The 19,850-nt window shown below is 44.9% G+C and carries 13 protein-coding genes; 8 read left to right on the top strand and 5 right to left on the bottom strand.

Annotated elements, in window-relative coordinates; genetic code table 11:
* Nucleotides 1–16 precede the first annotated feature (16 nt).
* Nucleotides 17–2,419 (bottom strand): xanthine dehydrogenase molybdopterin binding subunit, encoded by a 2,403-nt coding sequence (gene xdhB / locus LU361_RS10665; protein ID WP_233088830.1) that lies wholly within the window; start codon nucleotides 2,417–2,419, stop codon nucleotides 17–19.
* Nucleotides 2,412–3,938 carry a xanthine dehydrogenase small subunit gene (xdhA, locus tag LU361_RS10660; protein ID WP_233088829.1) on the bottom strand — a complete coding sequence of 509 codons (1,527 nt, stop codon included), beginning with the start codon at nucleotides 3,936–3,938 and terminating at the stop codon, nucleotides 2,412–2,414. Before xdhA ends, xdhB begins: the two co-directional genes overlap by 8 nt.
* A gap of 479 nt (nucleotides 3,939–4,417) precedes the next feature.
* Between xdhA and LU361_RS10655 the strand changes: the two genes are divergently transcribed.
* The 6 genes from LU361_RS10655 (at nucleotide 4,418) to LU361_RS10630 (ending at nucleotide 13,149) form a co-directional block, all read left to right on the top strand.
* Nucleotides 4,418–5,737 carry an NCS2 family permease gene (locus LU361_RS10655; protein ID WP_233088828.1) on the top strand — a complete coding sequence of 440 codons (1,320 nt, stop codon included), beginning with the start codon at nucleotides 4,418–4,420 and terminating at the stop codon, nucleotides 5,735–5,737.
* A 366-nt stretch (nucleotides 5,738–6,103) separates the two neighbouring features.
* On the top strand, nucleotides 6,104–6,793 hold the full coding sequence (locus tag LU361_RS10650) for a TetR/AcrR family transcriptional regulator (RefSeq protein WP_233088827.1): 690 nt from the start codon (nucleotides 6,104–6,106) through the stop codon (nucleotides 6,791–6,793).
* Between the two features lie 269 nt (nucleotides 6,794–7,062).
* Nucleotides 7,063–10,101 carry a D-2-hydroxyglutarate dehydrogenase YdiJ gene (ydiJ, locus tag LU361_RS10645; protein ID WP_233088826.1) on the top strand — a complete coding sequence of 1,013 codons (3,039 nt, stop codon included), beginning with the start codon at nucleotides 7,063–7,065 and terminating at the stop codon, nucleotides 10,099–10,101.
* Between the two features lie 406 nt (nucleotides 10,102–10,507).
* Nucleotides 10,508–10,978, top strand: coding sequence for a YHS domain-containing (seleno)protein (locus tag LU361_RS10640; protein ID WP_233088825.1), 471 nt, complete (start codon nucleotides 10,508–10,510; stop codon nucleotides 10,976–10,978).
* Between the two features lie 743 nt (nucleotides 10,979–11,721).
* Nucleotides 11,722–12,741: an AraC family transcriptional regulator ligand-binding domain-containing protein gene (locus tag LU361_RS10635; RefSeq protein ID WP_233088824.1), complete on the top strand. Its 1,020-nt coding sequence runs from the start codon at nucleotides 11,722–11,724 to the stop codon at nucleotides 12,739–12,741.
* 42 nt (nucleotides 12,742–12,783) lie between these two features.
* Nucleotides 12,784–13,149 (top strand): hypothetical protein, encoded by a 366-nt coding sequence (locus tag LU361_RS10630; protein WP_233088823.1) that lies wholly within the window; start codon nucleotides 12,784–12,786, stop codon nucleotides 13,147–13,149.
* Nucleotides 13,150–13,162: 13 nt separating this feature from the next.
* On the opposite strand, the gene dinG is transcribed toward LU361_RS10630, so the two are convergent.
* Together dinG and LU361_RS10620 are read right to left on the bottom strand one after the other, a co-directional pair.
* Nucleotides 13,163–15,292, bottom strand: a complete 2,130-nt coding sequence (dinG, locus tag LU361_RS10625) for an ATP-dependent DNA helicase DinG (RefSeq protein ID WP_233088822.1) — start codon at nucleotides 15,290–15,292, stop codon at nucleotides 13,163–13,165.
* A gap of 173 nt (nucleotides 15,293–15,465) precedes the next feature.
* Nucleotides 15,466–16,647 (bottom strand): lysophospholipid acyltransferase family protein, encoded by a 1,182-nt coding sequence (locus LU361_RS10620; RefSeq protein WP_233088821.1) that lies wholly within the window; start codon nucleotides 16,645–16,647, stop codon nucleotides 15,466–15,468.
* A 153-nt stretch (nucleotides 16,648–16,800) separates the two neighbouring features.
* Between LU361_RS10620 and LU361_RS10615 the strand changes: the two genes are divergently transcribed.
* Nucleotides 16,801–17,322 carry a YchJ family protein gene (locus LU361_RS10615; protein WP_233088820.1) on the top strand — a complete coding sequence of 174 codons (522 nt, stop codon included), beginning with the start codon at nucleotides 16,801–16,803 and terminating at the stop codon, nucleotides 17,320–17,322.
* A gap of 26 nt (nucleotides 17,323–17,348) precedes the next feature.
* Here LU361_RS10615 and LU361_RS10610 read toward each other — a convergent pair whose 3' ends face one another.
* Nucleotides 17,349–18,545 (bottom strand): aminotransferase class V-fold PLP-dependent enzyme, encoded by a 1,197-nt coding sequence (locus LU361_RS10610; protein ID WP_233088819.1) that lies wholly within the window; start codon nucleotides 18,543–18,545, stop codon nucleotides 17,349–17,351.
* 205 nt (nucleotides 18,546–18,750) lie between these two features.
* Between LU361_RS10610 and LU361_RS10605 the strand changes: the two genes are divergently transcribed.
* A complete protein-coding gene (locus LU361_RS10605) occupies nucleotides 18,751–19,815 on the top strand; it encodes a DUF3549 family protein (protein ID WP_233088818.1) in 1,065 nt (354 codons plus the stop codon).
* Nucleotides 19,816–19,850 lie beyond the last annotated feature (35 nt).

Genomic DNA, 19,850 nt, shown 5'->3' with positions numbered 1-19,850 from the left:
GAAAAACACACAAAATTTACGAATGATTCGATTGAAATGCTCGCGCATATTCTATTGCTGCTAATACTTTTTCGGGCGTAGCCGGTGGGTCCAACGGCGGACTGCACTGATAGTTTGCCACACTCGAACACGCGTCTCTCAAAGCTGACCACACACTGATGGCCAACATTAACGGCGGCTCACCCACTGCTTTCGAATTAAACACGGTATTTTCTGGATTTGCGCTTTGATAAAGCGAGACATTAAATTCTCTGGGCACATCAAACGCGGTTGGGATTTTGTACGTTGCCGGTGTGTTCGATAAAACTCGGCCTTTTTCGTCCCACAGTAATTCCTCGGTGGTTAGCCAACCCATACCCTGAATAAACGCGCCTTCAATTTGGCCAATATCGAGTGCAGGATTTATGGAATGACCAACGTCGTGAAGAATATCAACGCGCTGAACTTTGTATTCCCCGGTTAAACAATCCACCAACACCTCGGCGCAAGCAGCACCATTGGCAAAGTAGAAAAAGGGATGACCTTTACCTGAGGCACGATCGTAATAAATTTTCGGGGTTTTATAATGCCCGTGCGCCATTAAAGAAATTCGATTCATGTAGGCCAATTGGCAAAACTTCGCAAAAGTATAGGATTCTTCGCCCACAAAAACGCAGCTGTCTTCAAAGCGCACGGATTCTTTTTCTACCGAAAAATGCTCAACAGCAAATGCAATTAAGTTGGTTCGAATTTCATCACACGCTAATTTCGCGGCATAGCCGTTCAGATCTGTACCAGAAGACGCCGCCGTGGGCGATGTATTTGCCACTTTATCGGTGCGAGTAGCACTGACCTGCACGCGGTCGATATCGACGGAAAATTCATTCGCCACAATCTGGGCGATTTTAGTGTGTAAACCTTGCCCCATCTCTGTACCGCCGTGATTGACCAAGATGGTGCCATCGGTGTAGATATGAACTAAGGCCGCCGCCTGATTCAAATGCTGGGCCGTAAACGAAATACCGAATTTTACCGGTGTTAACGCCAGACCTTTTTTCACGTACGTATTTTCGGTGTTAAAGGTTTTGATGGCCTCTCGCCGCGCCCAGTAATCGGACGAGTTTTCTACCTCGGCAATAATATCCTGCAAAACCAACTGTTCAACGGGCTGGGAATAATGCGTAGTATTTGCGCCCGGTCGATACAAATTTCGCTTGCGAACCGTCAGAGGATCAATATTGAGTTCACGAGCAATATCATCAATCACCGCTTCAATGGCGACCATACCTTGCGGACCACCGAAGCCCCGAAATGCAGTATTCGATACTGTGTGGGTTTTCGGGCTTAAACCAACAACGCGAGATTGATTGAGAAAATACGCGTTATCGGCATGAAACATAGCTCGATCGACAATGCCCTGCGATAAATCCGGCGAGCAACCACACAAACCGGCCAAGGTCATGTCGATACCATTGAAAATTCCGTCTTCGTTAAAGCCCACCGAATATTCGTAACTGAAATCGTGGCGTTTACCGGTGCGTTCCATATCGTGTTTACGCGGCATACGGTATTTAATGGGTCGATTTAATTTCACCGCCGCCAATGCCGCAGAACAGGCGAGCGCTGCTGCTTGAGTTTCTTTACCACCAAATCCGCCGCCCATGCGTCTTACTTCGGCAATAACTTTGTGGCTGCCAATGTTTAAAACTTCGGCCACTAATTTTTGCACTTCAGTAGGGTGTTGGCTGGAGGTAAACACATGCACACCACCGTCTTCCAGTGGCTGAACATAGGCGATGTGCCCTTCTAAATATAAATGCTCTTGACCGCGAATATAACCACTGCCAGTAAGCGTACGAGCGGAGGTTTTAATAGCGTGATCTGGATCGCCAGATTCAATGGTGTGTTCCGGTAAAACGAAGGATTGGTTTTTTATTCCTTGCTCAACGGTAATGTCAGGGGTTAACTCTTGATATTCAATATCGGCAAGCTCGGCGGCAGCGCAGGCTTGCTCATAGGTTTCGGCCGCCACAACAAACAGCGGCTGACCAACAAATAAGGTTTCGTTTTCTGCAAACAGTGGATCGCCGGGGAAAACCGGGCCGATGTCGCTATTTCCAGGGATATCGTCTTTTGTAAACACAGCCACAACACCCGAACTTGCCAACACGGGTTCTAAATTCATCGACAGAATTTTTGCCCGAGAAAATCGACTGCCGCCAGCGGCCATGTGCAATGTTCGCGGTAATTCCGGCATATCGTCGGTATAAATCGCCGAACCCAATACATGTTTAATAGCACTTTCATGGATGTATTCTTTACCGGCAACACCTTTCGAAGACTTTATCTTTTTTGGTCGTTGGCGAATGGCATCGGATTCGGTTGTGGAATTGTGTTGCGCTTTTTTTGCGAGTGGATCGTAGGGGCGAGTATTACGCATAATCACCTCCAAACTGTTGAGAAACTTTTCTCTCTACATTGGGCTGCCAAACATTTACGCATTGCGTCTTGGCCGCGTGATTATTAGAAAATTCAAGCCAGGCTTTCATTAATAAATTCTCGATCACCGTTATTCGATAATGAGCACTGGCGCGTACATCGCTGATTGGTGACAACTCGGTTTTAAAAAGTGCTTTCGCAGTCGAAATAGTTTCTTGGTTAGCAGGTTGACCTTCAAGAGCATTTTCAACGGACACAACGCGTTTTGCAGTACTTGCCATGCCACCCACGCTCACACGCACGTTTTTAAAATAATTATTGTCAACGCTCCAACGAACAACCAATAACGCCGCAGAAATATCATCTTCAAAACGTTTTGAAATTTTATAACTTTGTACAAAGTTGTCGTTAGGAATTTCAAACAAAACACGGCGAATGTACTCGCCCGGCTGTAATTCCGTTTTTTTGTAATCTATAAAAAAGTCATTGAGTTCGACAACACGAAGTCCATTGGGACCGTTCAATTCCAACGTTGCATCAAGGGCCAACAAAAACGGCGGCGAATCTCCAATCGGAGACGCATTGGCAATATTTCCAGCCAGCGTGCCTTGATTGCGGATCTGACGTGAACCAATTCGATGAAACAACGCAACCAAAGAAGGTAAACGGTCTTTTAATTCTCGTTCCAAGTCAGAAAAAGTAACGCCGCAGCCGACACTGACGTTATTATTGGTAATGGTTATTTCACGGAGACTGTCGATGTGTGTGAGGCCAATTAATTGCGGTAACGATTTAAACGCTTGTGTTTTCTCAAGCATTAAATCAGTACCGCCAGCGACAAATCGCGCTTGTGGGTGCTGAGTAATTAACTGAATTAATTCTTCTTCGCTCGCCGGGAAAATGCATTGCGCTGTGTCTGTTTTAAAGCAGGCTGTTTCTGTCGTATAAGTTTTTTCGGGTGTGGTTTGTTTTGAATAGTGGCCCACTTTTGAATACTGGCCCGCTTTTGAATATTGATGCGCTTCTAGTCCGGCATCAACAATAGGACGATAACCGGTGCAACGGCATAAATTTCCCGATAACGAATCCAGAATTTGATTTTCCGTCAACGCGGCTCCGCCATTATTTTCATAGGCAGTAAATAAAGACATCACAATACCCGGCGTACAAAATCCACATTGCGATCCATGATGTTCGACCAACGCTCGTTGTACAGGGTGTAAGTGCGACAAGCTCGCCTCACCCTCGTAACTCTCGGCAATTCCTTCCACCGTAATAATGTGTTTACCGTGAAGAGAAGCCAATAAGGTGATGCAACTGTTGATCGAATGGTACTGCCAAGATTGAGTTGCCTCGCTGTATTGAGCAACAACCACAGTACAAGCGCCGCAGTCGCCAGAAGCACAGCCCTCCTTTGTACCATTTTGACCAAGTTTGGTGCGTAAATAATGCAAAAGGGTTTCTGATGGATCAGAATTTTCTAGTTCGAGCCACTGTCCGTTTAGACACAGTTGAATCACAGATGAATACTCTCAGTACGGGTTAATCACGAAAAATACTATTTTTGTGGTGCGTTAGGCACCGGTTCGATTATTACTATCAAACTCGTCATAGCAGTAATCATGCAGGATTCTGACCATTCGGACAAGTTTTTAAATAAAAAACGACTCGAACATTCAAAAATGGCTCTTTCTTTACTTTTTAAGCGGCAATGGTCAAGAAACTAGGTTTCAAACGCTTAAAAATGCGTTAAATTACTGGCAAATTTTTTGCTGATTAGATTCAGAATGTAACTACTTAGACAACTAATTTAAATTACACACCATGCGAACAACCATAATCCAACGAAACTAATTGCTTCTGTACCCAAAACCAATCTAAGCGTTACAAAAAAGCCACGTCATTTTCTGAATAACGAAGCTTTTTCTTCGTCATGGTTCTTTTGTGTTTTAAACCGAATGACTTTGTTTCAGCTCGACCAATAAGGCCGCAAATCATCATGCTCGACAATTTATTTAAACTTAATCAAAACAATACCACTGTGCGTACAGAAATTATCGCCGGTTTAACCACCTTTGCTGCGATGTCGTATGTTTTGATCGTCAACCCCGCAATTCTTTCCCAGAGCGGAATGCCTATTGAAGGATTAATTACCGTTACCGCAATTGCTGCCTGTATTGGCACATTGATGATGGCTTTTTTCACCAACTACCCCATTGCGCTCGCTCCGGGCATGGGACTGAACGCGTTTTTCGCCTTCACCGTTTGTCTTACCCGAGAAATTCCCTGGGAAGGCGCGTTAGGGTTGGTATTTTGGAACGGCATTTTATTTTTACTGCTGTCGGTAACCGGGGTGCGAACCAAAATTGCTAACGCCATTCCCCACGCTTTAAAAATTGGCGTGCAGTGTGGTATCGGTTTGTTTATCGCCTTTATCGGATTGCAGAACGCACAATTGGTTGTCGATAATCCCGCAACCTTAGTAACACTTGGCGATCTGTCAAAACCTTCAGTGCTTCTTGCCTTAGTGGGTATTATTCTTACCGCAGTTCTAGTGATTCGAAAAATTAATGCAGCCATTGTTTTATCCGTCGTTGCAATCACCGTAGCCGGTTTTTTCATTCCCACAGAAGAAGGCACACTCACAAAAGTACCCGATGCCATTATCGGCCTTCCTAACAGTATGGCAGATACTTTCTTTGCAATGGATTGGATGTATCCGTTTACGCACTTTGCCGATACCTGGGACATTGTTTTTGCAATGGTATTCGTCAACATGTTCGACACAATCGGCACCCTGCTGGGGGTCTCTCGTCGCGCAGGATTACTCGATAAAGAAGGCAAGTTGCCAAAAATGGGCGGCGCTATGACTGCAGATGCAGCAGCGAGTGTTGCCGGTGCTGCACTGGGTACATCACCAGTAACCTCTTATGTCGAATCGGCTGCGGGAATTTCTGCCGGTGGTAAAACCGGTTTGACCGGTGTTGTTGTTGCAATCTGTTTTATTCTGGCTTTATTCCTAACGCCAATCATGGAAGTTATTCCGACAATGGCAACCACACCCGCACTGGTTATGGTAGGAATACTTATGATGGATTCCATTCGCCAAATTGATTTTGATGACCTAGCATCAATGGCAACTGCGGTTGTTGCACTGGTAGCAATGCCACTGACGTTCAGTATTTCAGAAGGTATTGCACTCGGCTTTATCGTCTACGTTGGCGTTAAACTTGGTACGGGTAAATTCAAAGAAGTTTCCCCCATCACTTATGTACTGGCTGCAATATTTGTTGCGCGTTACGTTTTCGATTTGAAATAAAATTAACGCCCAACTCAAGATATCTGAAGATTATTGTTATTGACCAAGCCTGCCGACCGGCTTGGTCACCTGTAAGAAACCCGTAGTTTTGACAGATTAGATAAAACCTTCATTCCAGACTTTTACGTCTAATTCGTTTTTAATACGTGGAGTTGAGTGATTGAAGGTTTAATCTCTGTGCCATTAAGCAATAACTCTTTCCAGCAATCTCAGCTGAGAAAATTATTCGTTTGGGCTTCACCCACTGAAACAAATCGCAATAACCATTTAGGGTGTTAAATAGGTTTTATATCACGGAAGGAGCATCATAAAATTGGAACTCAACCTTTGACACTCGCTAGATAAAATATCTACGAGTCAACACTTATGACAACAACCACGAAGAAGTATAAACCTGGGAAAATTCGGGAAAGAAACGAAGAAATTATTCTAAAAGCTGCGGAACAAGAATTCGTTTTGCACGGCTTTAAAGGCACTAGCGTACAAGCCATTGCGGACCGAGCCGGTTTGCCAAAAGCAAACATTCACTATTATTTTAAAAACAAGAATAATTTATATCGCGCGGTTTTAGAGTACATCACTCAACTGTGGAATGAAGTACTGTCTGGAATTTCAGAGGACGATGATCCAGCAACCGTACTGCACGAATTCATTCGTACTAAAGTCGAGTTATCCTACTCGCACCCACGCGCGTCAAAATTGTTTGCCATGGAAATTATCCAGGGTGCACCTCACATTCGCGAATACATTCGCAGCGACATGCGCAAATGGGTGCGCTCAAAAACCAAAGTGTTTGATGCCTGGATCGAATCTGGAAAAATGGACCCTATCGACCCGGTACATTTGATCTTTATGATTTGGTCAACCACACAGCACTACGCCGACTTTGAAACACAAGTCCTGACATTGATGAACCGAGCAGAATACGAGCGAGAAGACATCGATCGAATCACTCAAATGCTGTCTCACATCATACTGAAAGGCTGTGGCTTGGAAGTCCCTGAACTGACCAAACCCGAAGTTCAACTTGAGCCAACACCAGATTTGGTCGAGTAAGAACCGCACAGCCATCACCGTTGCATTGGCAATTGTGATGGCTGTTTCAATCACACAAAACCGCCTTATCTTCCAAAATTCAGCACAACCCGCCTCTTTTCTGTACAAAAATCACACAAAATCAAGGATTAACGCTTGGGTTAACCCACAAGCACCGCTAAACTTACGCTCCCAAAATGAGTCGCGATTAACGCACCTATAACGATTATCTTGCGTATCAATCGGATAATCGAATACTGCACGTGAATTGATGTGAGCCTATTAGAGTTATGATTCCTGCCATTAGCCAAACTTCCCCCGTACAAGGTCTGTATTTATCGTTCATTGATACCCTGAAAAGCTGCGGGTTTGAGGGGGATTTATCTCCGGATTACGCTAACAGAACCGTACTAGCCACCGACAACTCTATCTATCAAGTTTTGCCGCAAGGGGTTTTGTACCCCAAAAACATTGACGATTTGGTCAAAATTGCCGAAGTCTCCAACATGCGACAATTCCAGGGCGTCGTGCTTTCTCCACGCGGCGGCGGCACCGGCACCAATGGTCAATCGTTAACAGACGGTTTGATCGTCGATATTTCCAAACACATGAACCAAATTTTGGAAATAAACGTGGAAGAAGGCTGGGCGCGTGTACAAACCGGCGTGGTAAAAGATCAACTCAATGCCGCAGCCAAAGAACACGGTTTATTCTTTGCCCCGGAATTATCCACCAGTAACCGCGCCACCATCGGCGGTATGATTAATACCGATGCCTCCGGCCAAGGCTCATGCGTTTACGGTAAAACTCGCGATCACGTGTTGGAATTAAAAACCGTCTTACTCGATGGCACAGAGTGGGTATCGCACGCAATGTCTGATACCGAACTCGAAGCCGTAAAAAATCAGCCCAATCGCGCCGGACAAATTCACCGCGTAATCGACGACATTAACAACAATTACCGCGATGAAATCGAAGCCAAATTCCCAAAATTAAACCGCTGTTTGACCGGTTACGATTTGGCTCACATCCGCGATGACAACGGGAATTTTAATCTCAATAATATTTTGTGCGGCAGCGAAGGAACATTAGGTTTTATTGCCGAAGCAAAAATTAATTTATTAAAAATTCCCAAATACACGGCGTTGGTAAATTTACGGTACAGTAATTTTGACGCTTGTCTTCGTCACGCATCGCGATTAATGGCAGCCGGTCCAACGTCAATTGAAACGGTCGACTCAAAAGTCATGTCTCTGGCGCAAAGCGACATTATTTGGAATACCGTAGGCCACTTCTTTGACGACGATTCCGACAACGAATTGGCGGCAATTAATCTTGTTGAATACACCAACGACGATGAAGAACAATTAAAATCCGATATTAAACGTTTGACCGATCAGCTCGAAGGCACAGATGCTTCGAACCCAAGTTACGGCTACTCCATTGCCTACGGCGCCGACGTTGGCAAAATTTGGGCGATGCGGAAAAAATCCGTGGGACTGTTGGGTAAATCGAAAGGTGAAGCTCGTCCCATTCCTTTTGTCGAAGACACCGCTGTACCGCCGGAAAATCTTGCCGATTACATTCAAGAATTCCGCGCATTATTGGATGAAAACAATCTGAAATACGGAATGTTTGGTCACGTTGATGCAGGTGTTTTACACGTGCGCCCAGCGGTCGATATGAAAGATCCTGATCAAGAACCTATGATCAGAGACATCACCGATAAAGTGGTTGAACTCACCGATAAATACAACGGTTTGGTTTGGGGTGAACACGGCAAAGGGTTTCGATCTGAATACGCGACAACGTTTTTTGGCGATTTGTACCCACAATTACAGCGTATTAAAGCTGAATTCGATCCACGCAACCAATTAAACCCCGGAAAAATTGCAACGCCAAATTCTGGAATTCCACTGATTAAAGTGGACGAAGTGGTTACACGCGGCCAAGAAGATCGAAAAATTCCGGTGAAATCTTGGCAAGCTTATCAAGAAGCGGTTTACTGTAACGGTAACGGCGCGTGCTACAACTACAATCCAAACGATGCAATGTGCCCAAGCTGGAAAGCAACGCGCGAAAGAATTCATTCTCCCAAAGGTCGTTCGTCATTAATTCGAGAGTGGTTAAAGCAACTTGCCGAGCGCAATATTGATCCGCAAGTAGAAAGCGAGAAAGCAAAACAAAAAAGTTTTCTTGTGAGCTTACTGCCTCGCATTCAAAACACCGTAAAAAAACAAAAAGGCGAATACGATTTTAACCACGAAATCCACACCGCCATGATGGGCTGTCTTGCTTGTAAATCCTGCGTTGGTCAGTGCCCCATTAATGTCGATGTTCCCGAATTTCGCAGTAAATTTTTGGAGTTGTATTACGCGCGCTATTTACGCCCTTTAAAAGATTATTTTATTGGCGGGCTTGAATTCACCATTCCTTATTTAGCGAAAGCGCCTTGGTTGTACAACGCCCCGTTGTCATTGAATCCGGTGAAAAAGTTATTCGCTCAATATGCAGGCATGGTAGACAGCCCAAAACTCAGCGGTATTCACCTCGACCAAGCCTTAGCGGAGATCGGTGTTTTATACGCGGTACCAGAAAATATCGCCACTTTGGACGCCGAACAAAAAAATACCTCGGTCATTATCGTACAAGACGCTTTTACCAGCTTCTTTGAAACGCAATTTTTACTCGATGCGCTCAAGCTTTTAAAAGCACTCGGCTTTAATCCAATGTTGGCTCCTTACAAAGCCAATGGTAAGCCGTTACACGTGCACGGATTTTTAAAGCAATTTAAAAACGTAGCGAGCAAAACCGCCGATTTTTTAAATGGCTTAAATTACTCAGAAATTCCCTTGGTTGGGCTCGAACCGTCAATGACGTTGGCCTACCGCTCGGAGTACAAAAAAGTCTTGGGCGAAGACGCTCCCAAAGTGCAACTCATCCAAGAATGGTTGGCCGAGCAGGATTTGTCAGATAAGGCCGATAATTTCTCGGGCGAGTCCTTTACGTTATTTGGTCATTGCACCGAAAAAACCAACGCCGCAGCGAGCATGAAAGATTGGAGCAAAATATTTTCCGATCTTAATTTAGCGTACAAAGAAGAATCCGTCGGCTGTTGCGGTATGGCTGGAACCTACGGCCACGAAACCCAAAACGTCGACAATTCCAAAGCTATCTACGCACTGAGCTGGGAACCTAAAATCGATCAACTCAACGACACTACACAGGTGATGGCAACGGGCTACTCCTGTCGCTGCCAAACCAAGCGCCTAAGCGATGTGGAAGTCCCTCATCCTCTGCAAGCACTGCTCAAGGCCTACCAGCAATAGAGATAAATCGTATCCGCTAGTCCACAACCTCTGATGCACACCACAGTGAGTCAGAGGTTGTTATCAATCTCTCTCATGAATGGTCGTGGTCAGGATAGCTATAACTTTACGTGCTTACAAAAAGGCGAGTTAACCGAATAAGCTATAAGATTGCTTAAAATTCTTCCACTCTTCTCCTCTGAATAAATCGTTACAAATTCGTGATAACTTTTAGGCTACCCGTAGGGATAAAACCACGACAAGATAAGGTCCATGCAATGTAGCTAGTACTTAAGATTTAACATTCTCGGTGTATTGTCGAAGAGATCAATAAATCCTTTTTCGCGAAACACCGAATATTATTATTGAACAAAGCCACGTACCAAGCGTTGGCAATTAGTTAATTAAGAACAGGTAATTTTCAATTATGGCAACTGAGTTTAAAATTCGTACTTATGCGGTAAAAGTTATGGCAATTTTTGCTATTTTATTTGCCGGTTTTGCTAATGCAGCTGATCCAGTTTTCAGCAACAAAAAAGGTGCCATTGCTGGAGCTGACCCTGTTGCGTATTTTTCACTTCTACCTGGCGAACAAGCCATTCTTGGTAGCGATGACTTTACTTACGAATGGAACGGCGCAACCTGGAAATTCTCTTCTGCAGAGAACCGCCAGAAATTCATCGACAGCCCAGAAAAATACGCTCCACAATACGGCGGTTACTGTGCTTACGCAGTAGCGCACGGTTCAGCGGCTAAAATCAGCCCAAATGCATGGAAAGTTGTTGATGACAAGCTTTACTTAAACTACAACAAATCAATTGCTAAAAAGTGGGTAAAGAATCAAGACGATTTCATTAAGCGTGCTGACGAAGCATGGCCAGAAGTGCTAAAAAAATAAACGGATCTTAATCTCCCGCCGTTAAAAATAACCCGATTCGCTCGGGTTATTTTTTGTCTTCTAAAAACTCAAACAGAAAAATTTGTATTTTTATTTGCTTTTCATTTAATCCAATCTAATCACTCACCTATTCTCTATTTCTCACCTTCACCTTCTACTTTTCTTTAACGCTTAATTTTTCATTGTTAATTCAAGTACGTAAAAAATCGTAAAATCAATAACATACAATATTAATATTTTCACCTTGAGAAATATCGTGGCTTAACCAATAAATTTAACCGATTAAAATAATTAAATTAGGATTGAGTTATTTGTCAAACAAGAAAAATTACGCCAACATAAAACTCGTTTGAAGAATAATAAAAACGGCAAATATAAGAGCAGGTTTATCATAAGAATAAAGGCAGACGGTAAAGCAAATCGTATTTTTTAACCATAATTAATCGTACAACCTTGTTATTGCTTGTTTTTAGGTATTTAAAACAGCAAATTAACCCACTCTAGAATGATCAATCCAGAAAATCTGATCATAGTGAACGAAACATCAAATTTAAAAACGTTGGTTAATTAGTACAAAAACTTCAGATGAATCCGAAGTAAACAAATTCAATAAAAAATGCTTTGCCTAATTGCAATCCGCCATTATTATAGCTCGGCGGCGTCTCAAGCCTCAGATATTGGACATGATCGCTTGGGGAACAATATTTGCTAAGATAATCTGTAACTAAAATGGATTTGGAAAAGTGAATACAGACAAACAAACTATGAAGCAAATAATTTCACAGGATGCTGATGTTCTGCGTAGCTTAGAATCTGCGACTAAAGATCTAGGCTTTGATCTAGAAGAAGAAGTTATAAAACTGGGTTTACCGCCGAGTTTGCTCAATGATCCAGACTTGTTTGTGCCCTCCCAGTTATTTAACTGCCTACTCGAAAGAATCGCCAAGAGCTTAAATTGCTACGATTTAGGCATTCAAATGGCAAAACATCTAAGTGCGCCCCACCTTGGTCTCCCCACACGAGTCATGTCACTTTGCCAAAATGTTAAACAAGCGCTCGATAAAGCGACTCATTATAGTGCTTTCTACCGAGATACCGGACCTTGGCAATATCAGGTGAGTGACGAGACGGTAAAAGTGTTTAAAGTCCAAGATTGCGAAGATCAACAGAAATACCTGCAACGCAGTTTGTTTGGCACAGCGCAAATGTATTCTTTGATTATCAAGTTATGTGATTCTCAATGGAAACCTGCAAGCGTCAGTTTCAGCCATAAAAATCCGGGCGGAAAATTCGCTCAAACCTACCATGATTTTTTTGACTGCCCAGTATTATTTGATCAAGCATTCGAAGGTATTTCGTTCGACGCTGAACATTTAAACGATGCAATCGTATCTGCGGATAACGAGCTACTGTTCAATATCGAACAACATATTGAAAGTTTGAATAAAGAAATACTGTGCGGTGGTGATATTCTATCGAATGCTCGCCAGATTATTAATCAGCGATTAAATTTTGCCAATTGCACCTTAGAAGAAGTGGCACAATTTTTATCGCTCAGTCCAAATGACTTTTCAAAACGACTCGAACAGCGAGCAATTTCTTTTATTTCCCTGCTAGAAGAACAGGTTTGTGAAAAAGCCAACTTTTATTTAACTCAGTTAAACGCACCAACCGAACTCATTTTAAGTACTTTAATGCCAGGCAATGAACCACGACTCAACGAACTGTTAATGGATAAAATTGCAGCGAGTTCTCAGTGGTAAACACATTGAAAAATTAACGATGTATTTTCCAGAGTGCAGCTTATGTCTTACCAAAATTCATTAGTACGCATTACGAAAAAACCAGCAGTAACCTTTAAAAATTCTACCTTCGCATTTTTACTTACCACCACGCTGACGGTAAGTGGCGTTTTTTCTGCGCCATTGTTGGCAAGCCCTCAGCCTCTAGGGGTTCTTAAAACTAATCAATACGTGATTCATCTGCTGACCGATAATTCTCAAGCCAAGTACGCGGTTTTTGATCACGATGGTAATTTAATTTTATCGCCGTCGACGGAAGAAGAATTGGTGGCAAAGTTACCCGAATTACACGGTATTATTACCGAAGGCACAGCGGTTAAAGACGCAAGTTTAGGCCCAGAGAAATCACCGCTGTTTGAACAACAATAGAAGAATTGCCGTTTTATTTATTTAAGTACAAATTGTAAGGCGGCAAACTTTCGATCAGGGTTTTACCGTAACGGCGCGTAAGCAAGCGGTTATCTAAAACCGTGATGGTGCCTTCGTCGCTTTCTTTTCTCAATAACCGACCACACGCTTGCACAAGCTTAATCGCAGCATCGGGAACACTCATTTCCATAAACGCGTTGCCACCTTTCGCATCGATCCATTCCGCCAAAGAGGCTTCAACGGGATCGTCGGGAACGGAGAATGGAATTTTCGCAATAATGACGTGCTTACAATAGTTACCCGGCAAATCCAAACCTTCGGCAAAACTTGCTAAACCAAATAAAATACTGCCTTCGTCATCGTCGATTCTTAATTTATGCGTTCGAATCGTTTCTTGCTTGGAGCGCTCGCCTTGCAACAAAATAATCCGCTGCATTCGGCTCGGTAATCCTTCAAAAACATCCTGCATTTGTCGCCGAGAAGAAAACAACACCAGCGAACCTTCGTCAACGTTAATTAATTCAGGTAATTGCTCAATCACCGATTGCGTGTGCTGCTCTGCTTTACTGGCATCAAATGCGGTTGCGGGTACTTGAAAACGTGCATTGGCGAAATTAAACGGGCTCGGCACAATTTGATACACCGAATCTTCCGGCGTGCCGGAGCGCATGCGATAACGCTCAAAATGGCCCAGCGCTGCCAAAGTGGCCGAAGTAACTACCGCAGCACAACATTGATTCCATAAATTCGTGGTTAAATTATTCGCGGCAAGAATCGGGCTGGAGCAAATCTCGATATCAACATAAGCGCCGGTATCAAATAACGTGAGCCATCGCGCTTTTGGCATTAGGCTAGCCGCATCTTTGTGGGCGTAACTCGACCACAATTGAATGCTCGCCTCAGCTCGGCCTGACCACAATCCCAACACCGGAAACCAATTTTCTAAATCAACCTTGGGGATAGGACCGTATTTATCTTCCAATAAGTCTTCAACTTCCTGGCACAGCTTTTCAAACTTGCCGTGCAGGCGAACAAAATCTTGATGTAAATTTAACGCCAGTTCTCGCAGCCGCTCCGGTACTTCGCCGCCAGGAAAACGGTATTTAGGGCTTTTTTCTTGGCTGTCGGCGAGATCACCTGCCAGCGCTTGCAACTGCGGCCAAAGTAACTCCATATTGGATTTGGTCGCGGTAAGATCATTCGGCAACGACTCGACCAATCGACTGACCTGCATCGATTCACCCAAATCACTCAGCAAGGGCCCTACGCTTTTAATGCACTGGTCTAACCATCGCGTTGTGCTGATGACTCTAACGTGAGATGAGAAATGGTTGAGTGCTTTATCTGGTAAATGGTGACCTTCGTCGAACACGTAAATCGAATCTTCCGGTGCCGGTAAAATCGCGCCCCCACCCAGAGCCAAATCGGATAACACCATATCGTGATTGGTAACGATAATATCGACGTTACTTTGATCGTCGCGGGCCTTAAAAAAGCTGCATTGGCTAACGTTGGAACATTTTCGCCCAGTACATTGCCGATGATCGGTGGTTACTCGAAACCACACCTTATTTTCAAGTTCGTCTTTCCAGTCGTCTTTGTCGCCATCCCAATCACCACTGGCAAGAGCATCCATCATGCTGCGATAAAGAACGATGTCTTCTTCGCTAACATCGGGCATTTCATCTTCGTAGAGCGCGCGCGTGGGGTCACTGGCCGATTGCTGTTCGTGAAGCACTCGATCCAATTGATTTAAACACAAATACCGGCGTCGGCCCTTGGCCAACGAGTAGGAGAATTCAAGGCCAGAGTGTTGTTTCAGCTCGGGCAAATCTTTGTAAACAATTTGCTCTTGCAGCGCGACCGTCGCCGTGGAAACCACGAGTTTTTTATTCAGCAATTGAGCAACCGGAATGGCCGCCAGCAAATAGGCGACAGTTTTACCGGTACCGGTTCCCGCTTCTACAACACACACTTGGCCGTCGCTGACTCGGCGATGATTTTCGTCGGTTTTAATACCTGCCAAGGTTCGGGCAATTTCAGCGATCATCAATTTCTGACCGTAGCGTGCTTTTAAGCCTTGGCTGGTTAGGAACTGGCTGTACGCACCTTGAATGGTTTGCTTGATTTCATCGCTCAACATAGACGGTTTGAATACTGTGACTACTTTATGAATTTGGCGTAAAGACTAACGCTAGTGCTCAGATCATGGCAATGGTTAGGAATGGAGGCGGCTGGATTTCACCGCGCTAGAGAACAGCTCTCAATAAAACTGTGGGCAATTGCAGGGTAAATACTCACCCTGCAATACTGATTCTAGGTATTCATGGCAGATTCAAGACCGGAATCGTTATCGGAAAACGAAAACTTGGCAATGATTGGATTGGCGTAACCTTTCAAAAAGATTTCTCGCTCCCCAGCCGGAAGTGCTTTTAAGCGCTGATCCAACTCCTCTTCCGCGGCAGCGTATTGCGCTGGCTCAAAGGTTTCTCGGGCCAAGGAAACCTCGGGCTCCTCGCCGTACAAACGAATGTACGCGGCGACATTGCTCGGATGAATCAAGTAATTATTTTGAATTTGGCGCTCAATTTCGGTCGATACTTCTTCTGCATCGCTGAAATCCGATCCCAACACTTCACCAAACGCCAAGTGAACCTTACCTTTCTCACCTGAAATTCCTTTGGCAATGCTGGCGACGTCTTCGTGCTCTTGCTTTTCGTACATGCCGTCCACTTCAAGCCGATGCAGTTCATGGGCTTTCGCAGAATCGCACGGATCCCATTCGTAAGAAATAGACACCGGGACAATTTTTAATTCTGCAATGTAGTCGCCAAAAGCCATCTTTTTCGGCTTATTTAGCGAAAACATACTGATGATTGCACGGTTGGTGATGTCTCGACCGTCTTTGGCTCGCCCTTCACGTTGGGCAATCCAAATGTTGGAGTGATCCTCTGTTAGGGAATGATGAATGTAGTGCGACAGATGTTTGGCTGCTTTCAGCTTTTCTCTCGGCGAACTCGCTGAACGATTAACGATGAACGCTTTGTTCAAACGCATCAAATCCGAGACATAGGGTTTGGTGAGTAAGTTATCGCCGATGGCAATTCTTAAAGTGGTAAATTCATGGTGATATAACGCCCAATTTACGCACGCAGGATCCATTGAAATGTCTCGGTGATTGGAGACAAACAAGTAGTTCTGTTTGGGGTCGAGCTTATCGAGTCCCGAAACCGACAAGCCTTTGGTGGTGGTATTCAAGGTGCGTTTTAAATAACGCTCCAACACCGCCTGAACTTCGTCAATTCGACTTACAGAGCCAAACTGATGGCGTAAGTACAGAGAAACAATAGGCTTAATTAACCACGGACAGCGCTGGGAAAGCTGAGGAAACCGGAAGGTCGCTACAGTATCGAGCAACTCAGGATCTTTTAACAACCGGCGAAGGGTTGGTTTTACTTCACTATCCTCGTAAGGACGAATATCATCAAAATCTACCATGCGGAGTATTGTTTTCCACCCTATCTCGCAAACATTAAAAGCGAGTCTTCGCTCAATATTTAGCCCGTTTTGTGAGAAGAACCACTCACTTTACCGGGACATAAAAATGCGCAAACATACCTAAATTTACAGAAGATTACTACCAACAATCCAATGCCCAATTCAGATCGCCAAGGCGGCCCTAATTTATGCCCGTGTGGCAACAATGCCAGCTACGAAGAATGCTGCCAACCACTCCACCTTCGACAAAAATCCGCACAGACCGCCGAACAACTGATGCGCTCTCGTTTCTGCGCCTTTGTGAAGGAGCAATGGCAATATTTACTCGATACCGCCCACCCCAAAGAAACCGCTCCCAATGCCATTGAAGAACTGAAAAACTGGTCCACAACCAAAACCTGGGGAATGCTAAAAATCCTCAAAACTCGGCAGGGTAAAACCAACAATGACACGGGCGAAGTGGAATTTGTCGCGTTTTATCAAGAGCCTTCTGCGTCTTCTGGTTCCGAGGCGAAACCGATACTGCACCAGCACCACGAATACTCGCATTTTGAGAAGATCGATTCACGTTGGATGTTTACTCAAGGTATTGCTCAGGAACCCATCAAAATAAACCGCAACGAACCCTGCCCGTGTAACAGCGGTAAAAAAGCCAAAAAGTGCTGTTTAGCTTAAAGAGTTGGCCTTCCAAAATCAGACAATTATTTTTTGATCATGCTGACCGTTTCTTTAAGCGCAATAATGGCGTCGGTCAGTTGTTCATCGCTTAAATAAGGTGCCGGTCCAAAACGGATAAAATCGCCTCGGTTGTCGCAAATTACGCCAATATCGCGCAGTTGCGCTTGTAATCGTTGCGAATGAGGCGTTCGAAAGGCAACAAAACTGCCGACGTTATTTTCCTCAGCAAACGCCGAAATCATGTCGGGATCAAAATCCTGATCGTGGAATGTTTTCAGCAAAACGCTGATTTGATGCTGATTAATCGCTTGTAACAGTGCTTGGTTGAGCCCTTGGTTTTTAAAAAATTCGAACACTTTCTCGGCACGAAAATGCGGCAAGGTATCTTTGGTGGAGCCATCAAAGCGACTGGCAACAATATCGGCGTAAATCAACGGCTCTTTCGCCGGGGAATCCAAGGCTAAATCAAAGACGCCGTACCAGCCGGTAATCGTCGGGCTCAAATTGCGATGCGGAGGCACGTGCATAAAACAAACACCGTCGCCCATTTGGCAGTATTTTGCGCCGCCGCCAGCAACAAAGGCTTGCTTCAAGCCGTTGTCTTGTAAGTTAAAATCCAGCACATTGACGCTCAGATAAGCATCGACAAACAACTCGATTTCGCGCTGATGACAGCGTTCGATCAAGACATCAAGATCATCAATTCGTTGCCCCGTCACGTGATTAACCGTAGACACACACACGGCGGCGGTGTCATCCGTTAACGCATCCGCCAAGCGCTCGGTGACCGTTGCCGCGGGTTGGCTATCGAGCACCACAAGCTCCACGCCCTGTTTTTTTAACGCCACTAATTGCCGAAGAATGGAAGGATGCTCGTCAGAGGTGGTGATAATACGTCGGCGCCGAGTGATATCTAAACACGACAAAAAACGGATGAAGAGTTCGTGAATACTGCTGGCCAGCGCAATCTGGTGTGATTTCGAGTGAATGAGATGAGCGAACGCGTCGCGTATTCGCAAGCTTTGATCAAACTGTAAATCAAAGCATTCATGGCCGTATTTGCTCACGTATTGCCAATGTTCGGAATACGCATCGCGGGCGATGTCGGGTAACGCCTGTTGAACGTGTCCGGTTAACAGCAGTTTTAATCCGACGCTGGCGTCTTCGTAATGCGAAGCGAGCACGTTGGGAGATTGTCGATACGGAGAGATATCAGTCATAGGAGACATTCTGGCAATAAAGCACGTCGTTATTGATTTTCGGTTATTGATTTTATTGGGTGGTTTTCATCCTATGAGTATAGTCAAGCCTGTCGCTTTTCTATCGCCAACAGCAACTATCCCGTGATTAATCAGGTACAATGCCCGGCTCTCAAAAGTTGGACGGGCGTCCAATGGATAGCAAGCACATAAGCATGAGGTCGTGATGGTGGCAAAAGTTGAAGGTATTAGAGGTTTTTTTGACTACCTAGGGGTAAAAGCTTCGTACTACGATTTGGGCAGAAGAATTCGCCCGCTCAGCAAAAGCAGCTTTGAAGCGGCCGATGATCTCTCCAAACCCTACCCACTGCCTTATTTGAAATCCGCTTGGTTGGGCGTTGTGTTTTGGAGTAAAGAAAATTTTCAAAGCCCAATGGTGTGGACGCTAAAGCTGCCACTCGACGAAAAAGGGTTTCTGCAACCCAACGACCGTGATCAGTTTTTACAGCAACTGCTCATCACCATCGGCACCAACATTCACGCCGCCCGCACGGGCAAGGAACTCAGCGCGGTATTGGATAACAATCCCTACGCGTTTGATCTTCCCGAAGACAGAAAAGCCGCCTTTCACGCAAAAATCAGTGCGCAACTGAAAAGACCGGCAAGCCGTTTTTACGAACCCACCTTAGCGTACCTAGAAAATCCGACGGAAGACGGTTGGCAATCGCTGGGTATTCAAGGTTTGGCCGACGTCGCAGCACGCTGGCAAGACAACGATGCACTGTTGCGCAAAGCCTTAGAGTCCGCACCTAACCCCGCGTTTATCGGCCTTGCACAGTTGCTTGAGCACGAACAACTCAACGCCAAAGTCACTCAGTCAATCATCGATCGCCTAGAAAGAGAGTTAAAAACCGAAGCGCCGGCAGGCAATTTGGTGGCCGCGGCAATTCGCGGCATGTCTCACAGCGAAGCCAACGGCTTACGCCAGCAAGCACTGACCAAAGCAATGGCCTTAATGGGCTCCGCCGACGTTGAAGTGGTCGCTGCCATCGCTTCTCGCTGTTGCAATGATTTATCGAACCCTACGTTGGGCCTGCAATTTCTTGAACTCCTGGCTAAGCTCGGGCACGAGAACTTTATCCAAGTCATCAGTGACTTAATGGCACTGAGCGAGTTGCGCCCTCACCTGCTACAAGCCATGCGTCAACCCAATCGATCACAGGTGTTGATGGAAGCTATTGGTGCATTATTCGAAAAGATTAACCAACTTGCGGCAAACGCAGCGCAGTAATCTCGGCAATTGAACGGCTGAATTGCTAATAACTG

Origin of the sequence: Sessilibacter corallicola, assembly GCF_021290925.1 — a bacterium.
GTDB classification, from domain to species: Bacteria; Pseudomonadota; Gammaproteobacteria; order Pseudomonadales; family Cellvibrionaceae; genus Sessilibacter; species Sessilibacter corallicola.
The sequence above is the reverse complement of the archived record's forward strand: the minus strand, read 5'-3'. Positions and strand labels throughout refer to the sequence as shown.

What these genes read in the sequence shown, in the direction of transcription:
- LU361_RS10620 (WP_233088821.1), bottom strand. Translation starts at nt 16,647, where the DNA reads ATGGTAGATTTTGATGATATTCGTCCTTACGAGGATAGTGAAGTAAAA.
- xdhB (WP_233088830.1), bottom strand. Translation starts at nt 2,419, where the DNA reads ATGCGTAATACTCGCCCCTACGATCCACTCGCAAAAAAAGCGCAACAC.
- dinG (WP_233088822.1), bottom strand. Translation starts at nt 15,292, where the DNA reads ATGTTGAGCGATGAAATCAAGCAAACCATTCAAGGTGCGTACAGCCAG.
- LU361_RS10640 (WP_233088825.1), top strand. Translation starts at nt 10,508, where the DNA reads ATGGCAACTGAGTTTAAAATTCGTACTTATGCGGTAAAAGTTATGGCA.
- LU361_RS10650 (WP_233088827.1), top strand. Translation starts at nt 6,104, where the DNA reads ATGACAACAACCACGAAGAAGTATAAACCTGGGAAAATTCGGGAAAGA.
- ydiJ (WP_233088826.1), top strand. Translation starts at nt 7,063, where the DNA reads ATGATTCCTGCCATTAGCCAAACTTCCCCCGTACAAGGTCTGTATTTA.
- LU361_RS10605 (WP_233088818.1), top strand. Translation starts at nt 18,751, where the DNA reads ATGGTGGCAAAAGTTGAAGGTATTAGAGGTTTTTTTGACTACCTAGGG.
- LU361_RS10610 (WP_233088819.1), bottom strand. Translation starts at nt 18,545, where the DNA reads ATGACTGATATCTCTCCGTATCGACAATCTCCCAACGTGCTCGCTTCG.
- LU361_RS10655 (WP_233088828.1), top strand. Translation starts at nt 4,418, where the DNA reads ATGCTCGACAATTTATTTAAACTTAATCAAAACAATACCACTGTGCGT.
- LU361_RS10615 (WP_233088820.1), top strand. Translation starts at nt 16,801, where the DNA reads ATGCCCAATTCAGATCGCCAAGGCGGCCCTAATTTATGCCCGTGTGGC.
- LU361_RS10630 (WP_233088823.1), top strand. Translation starts at nt 12,784, where the DNA reads ATGTCTTACCAAAATTCATTAGTACGCATTACGAAAAAACCAGCAGTA.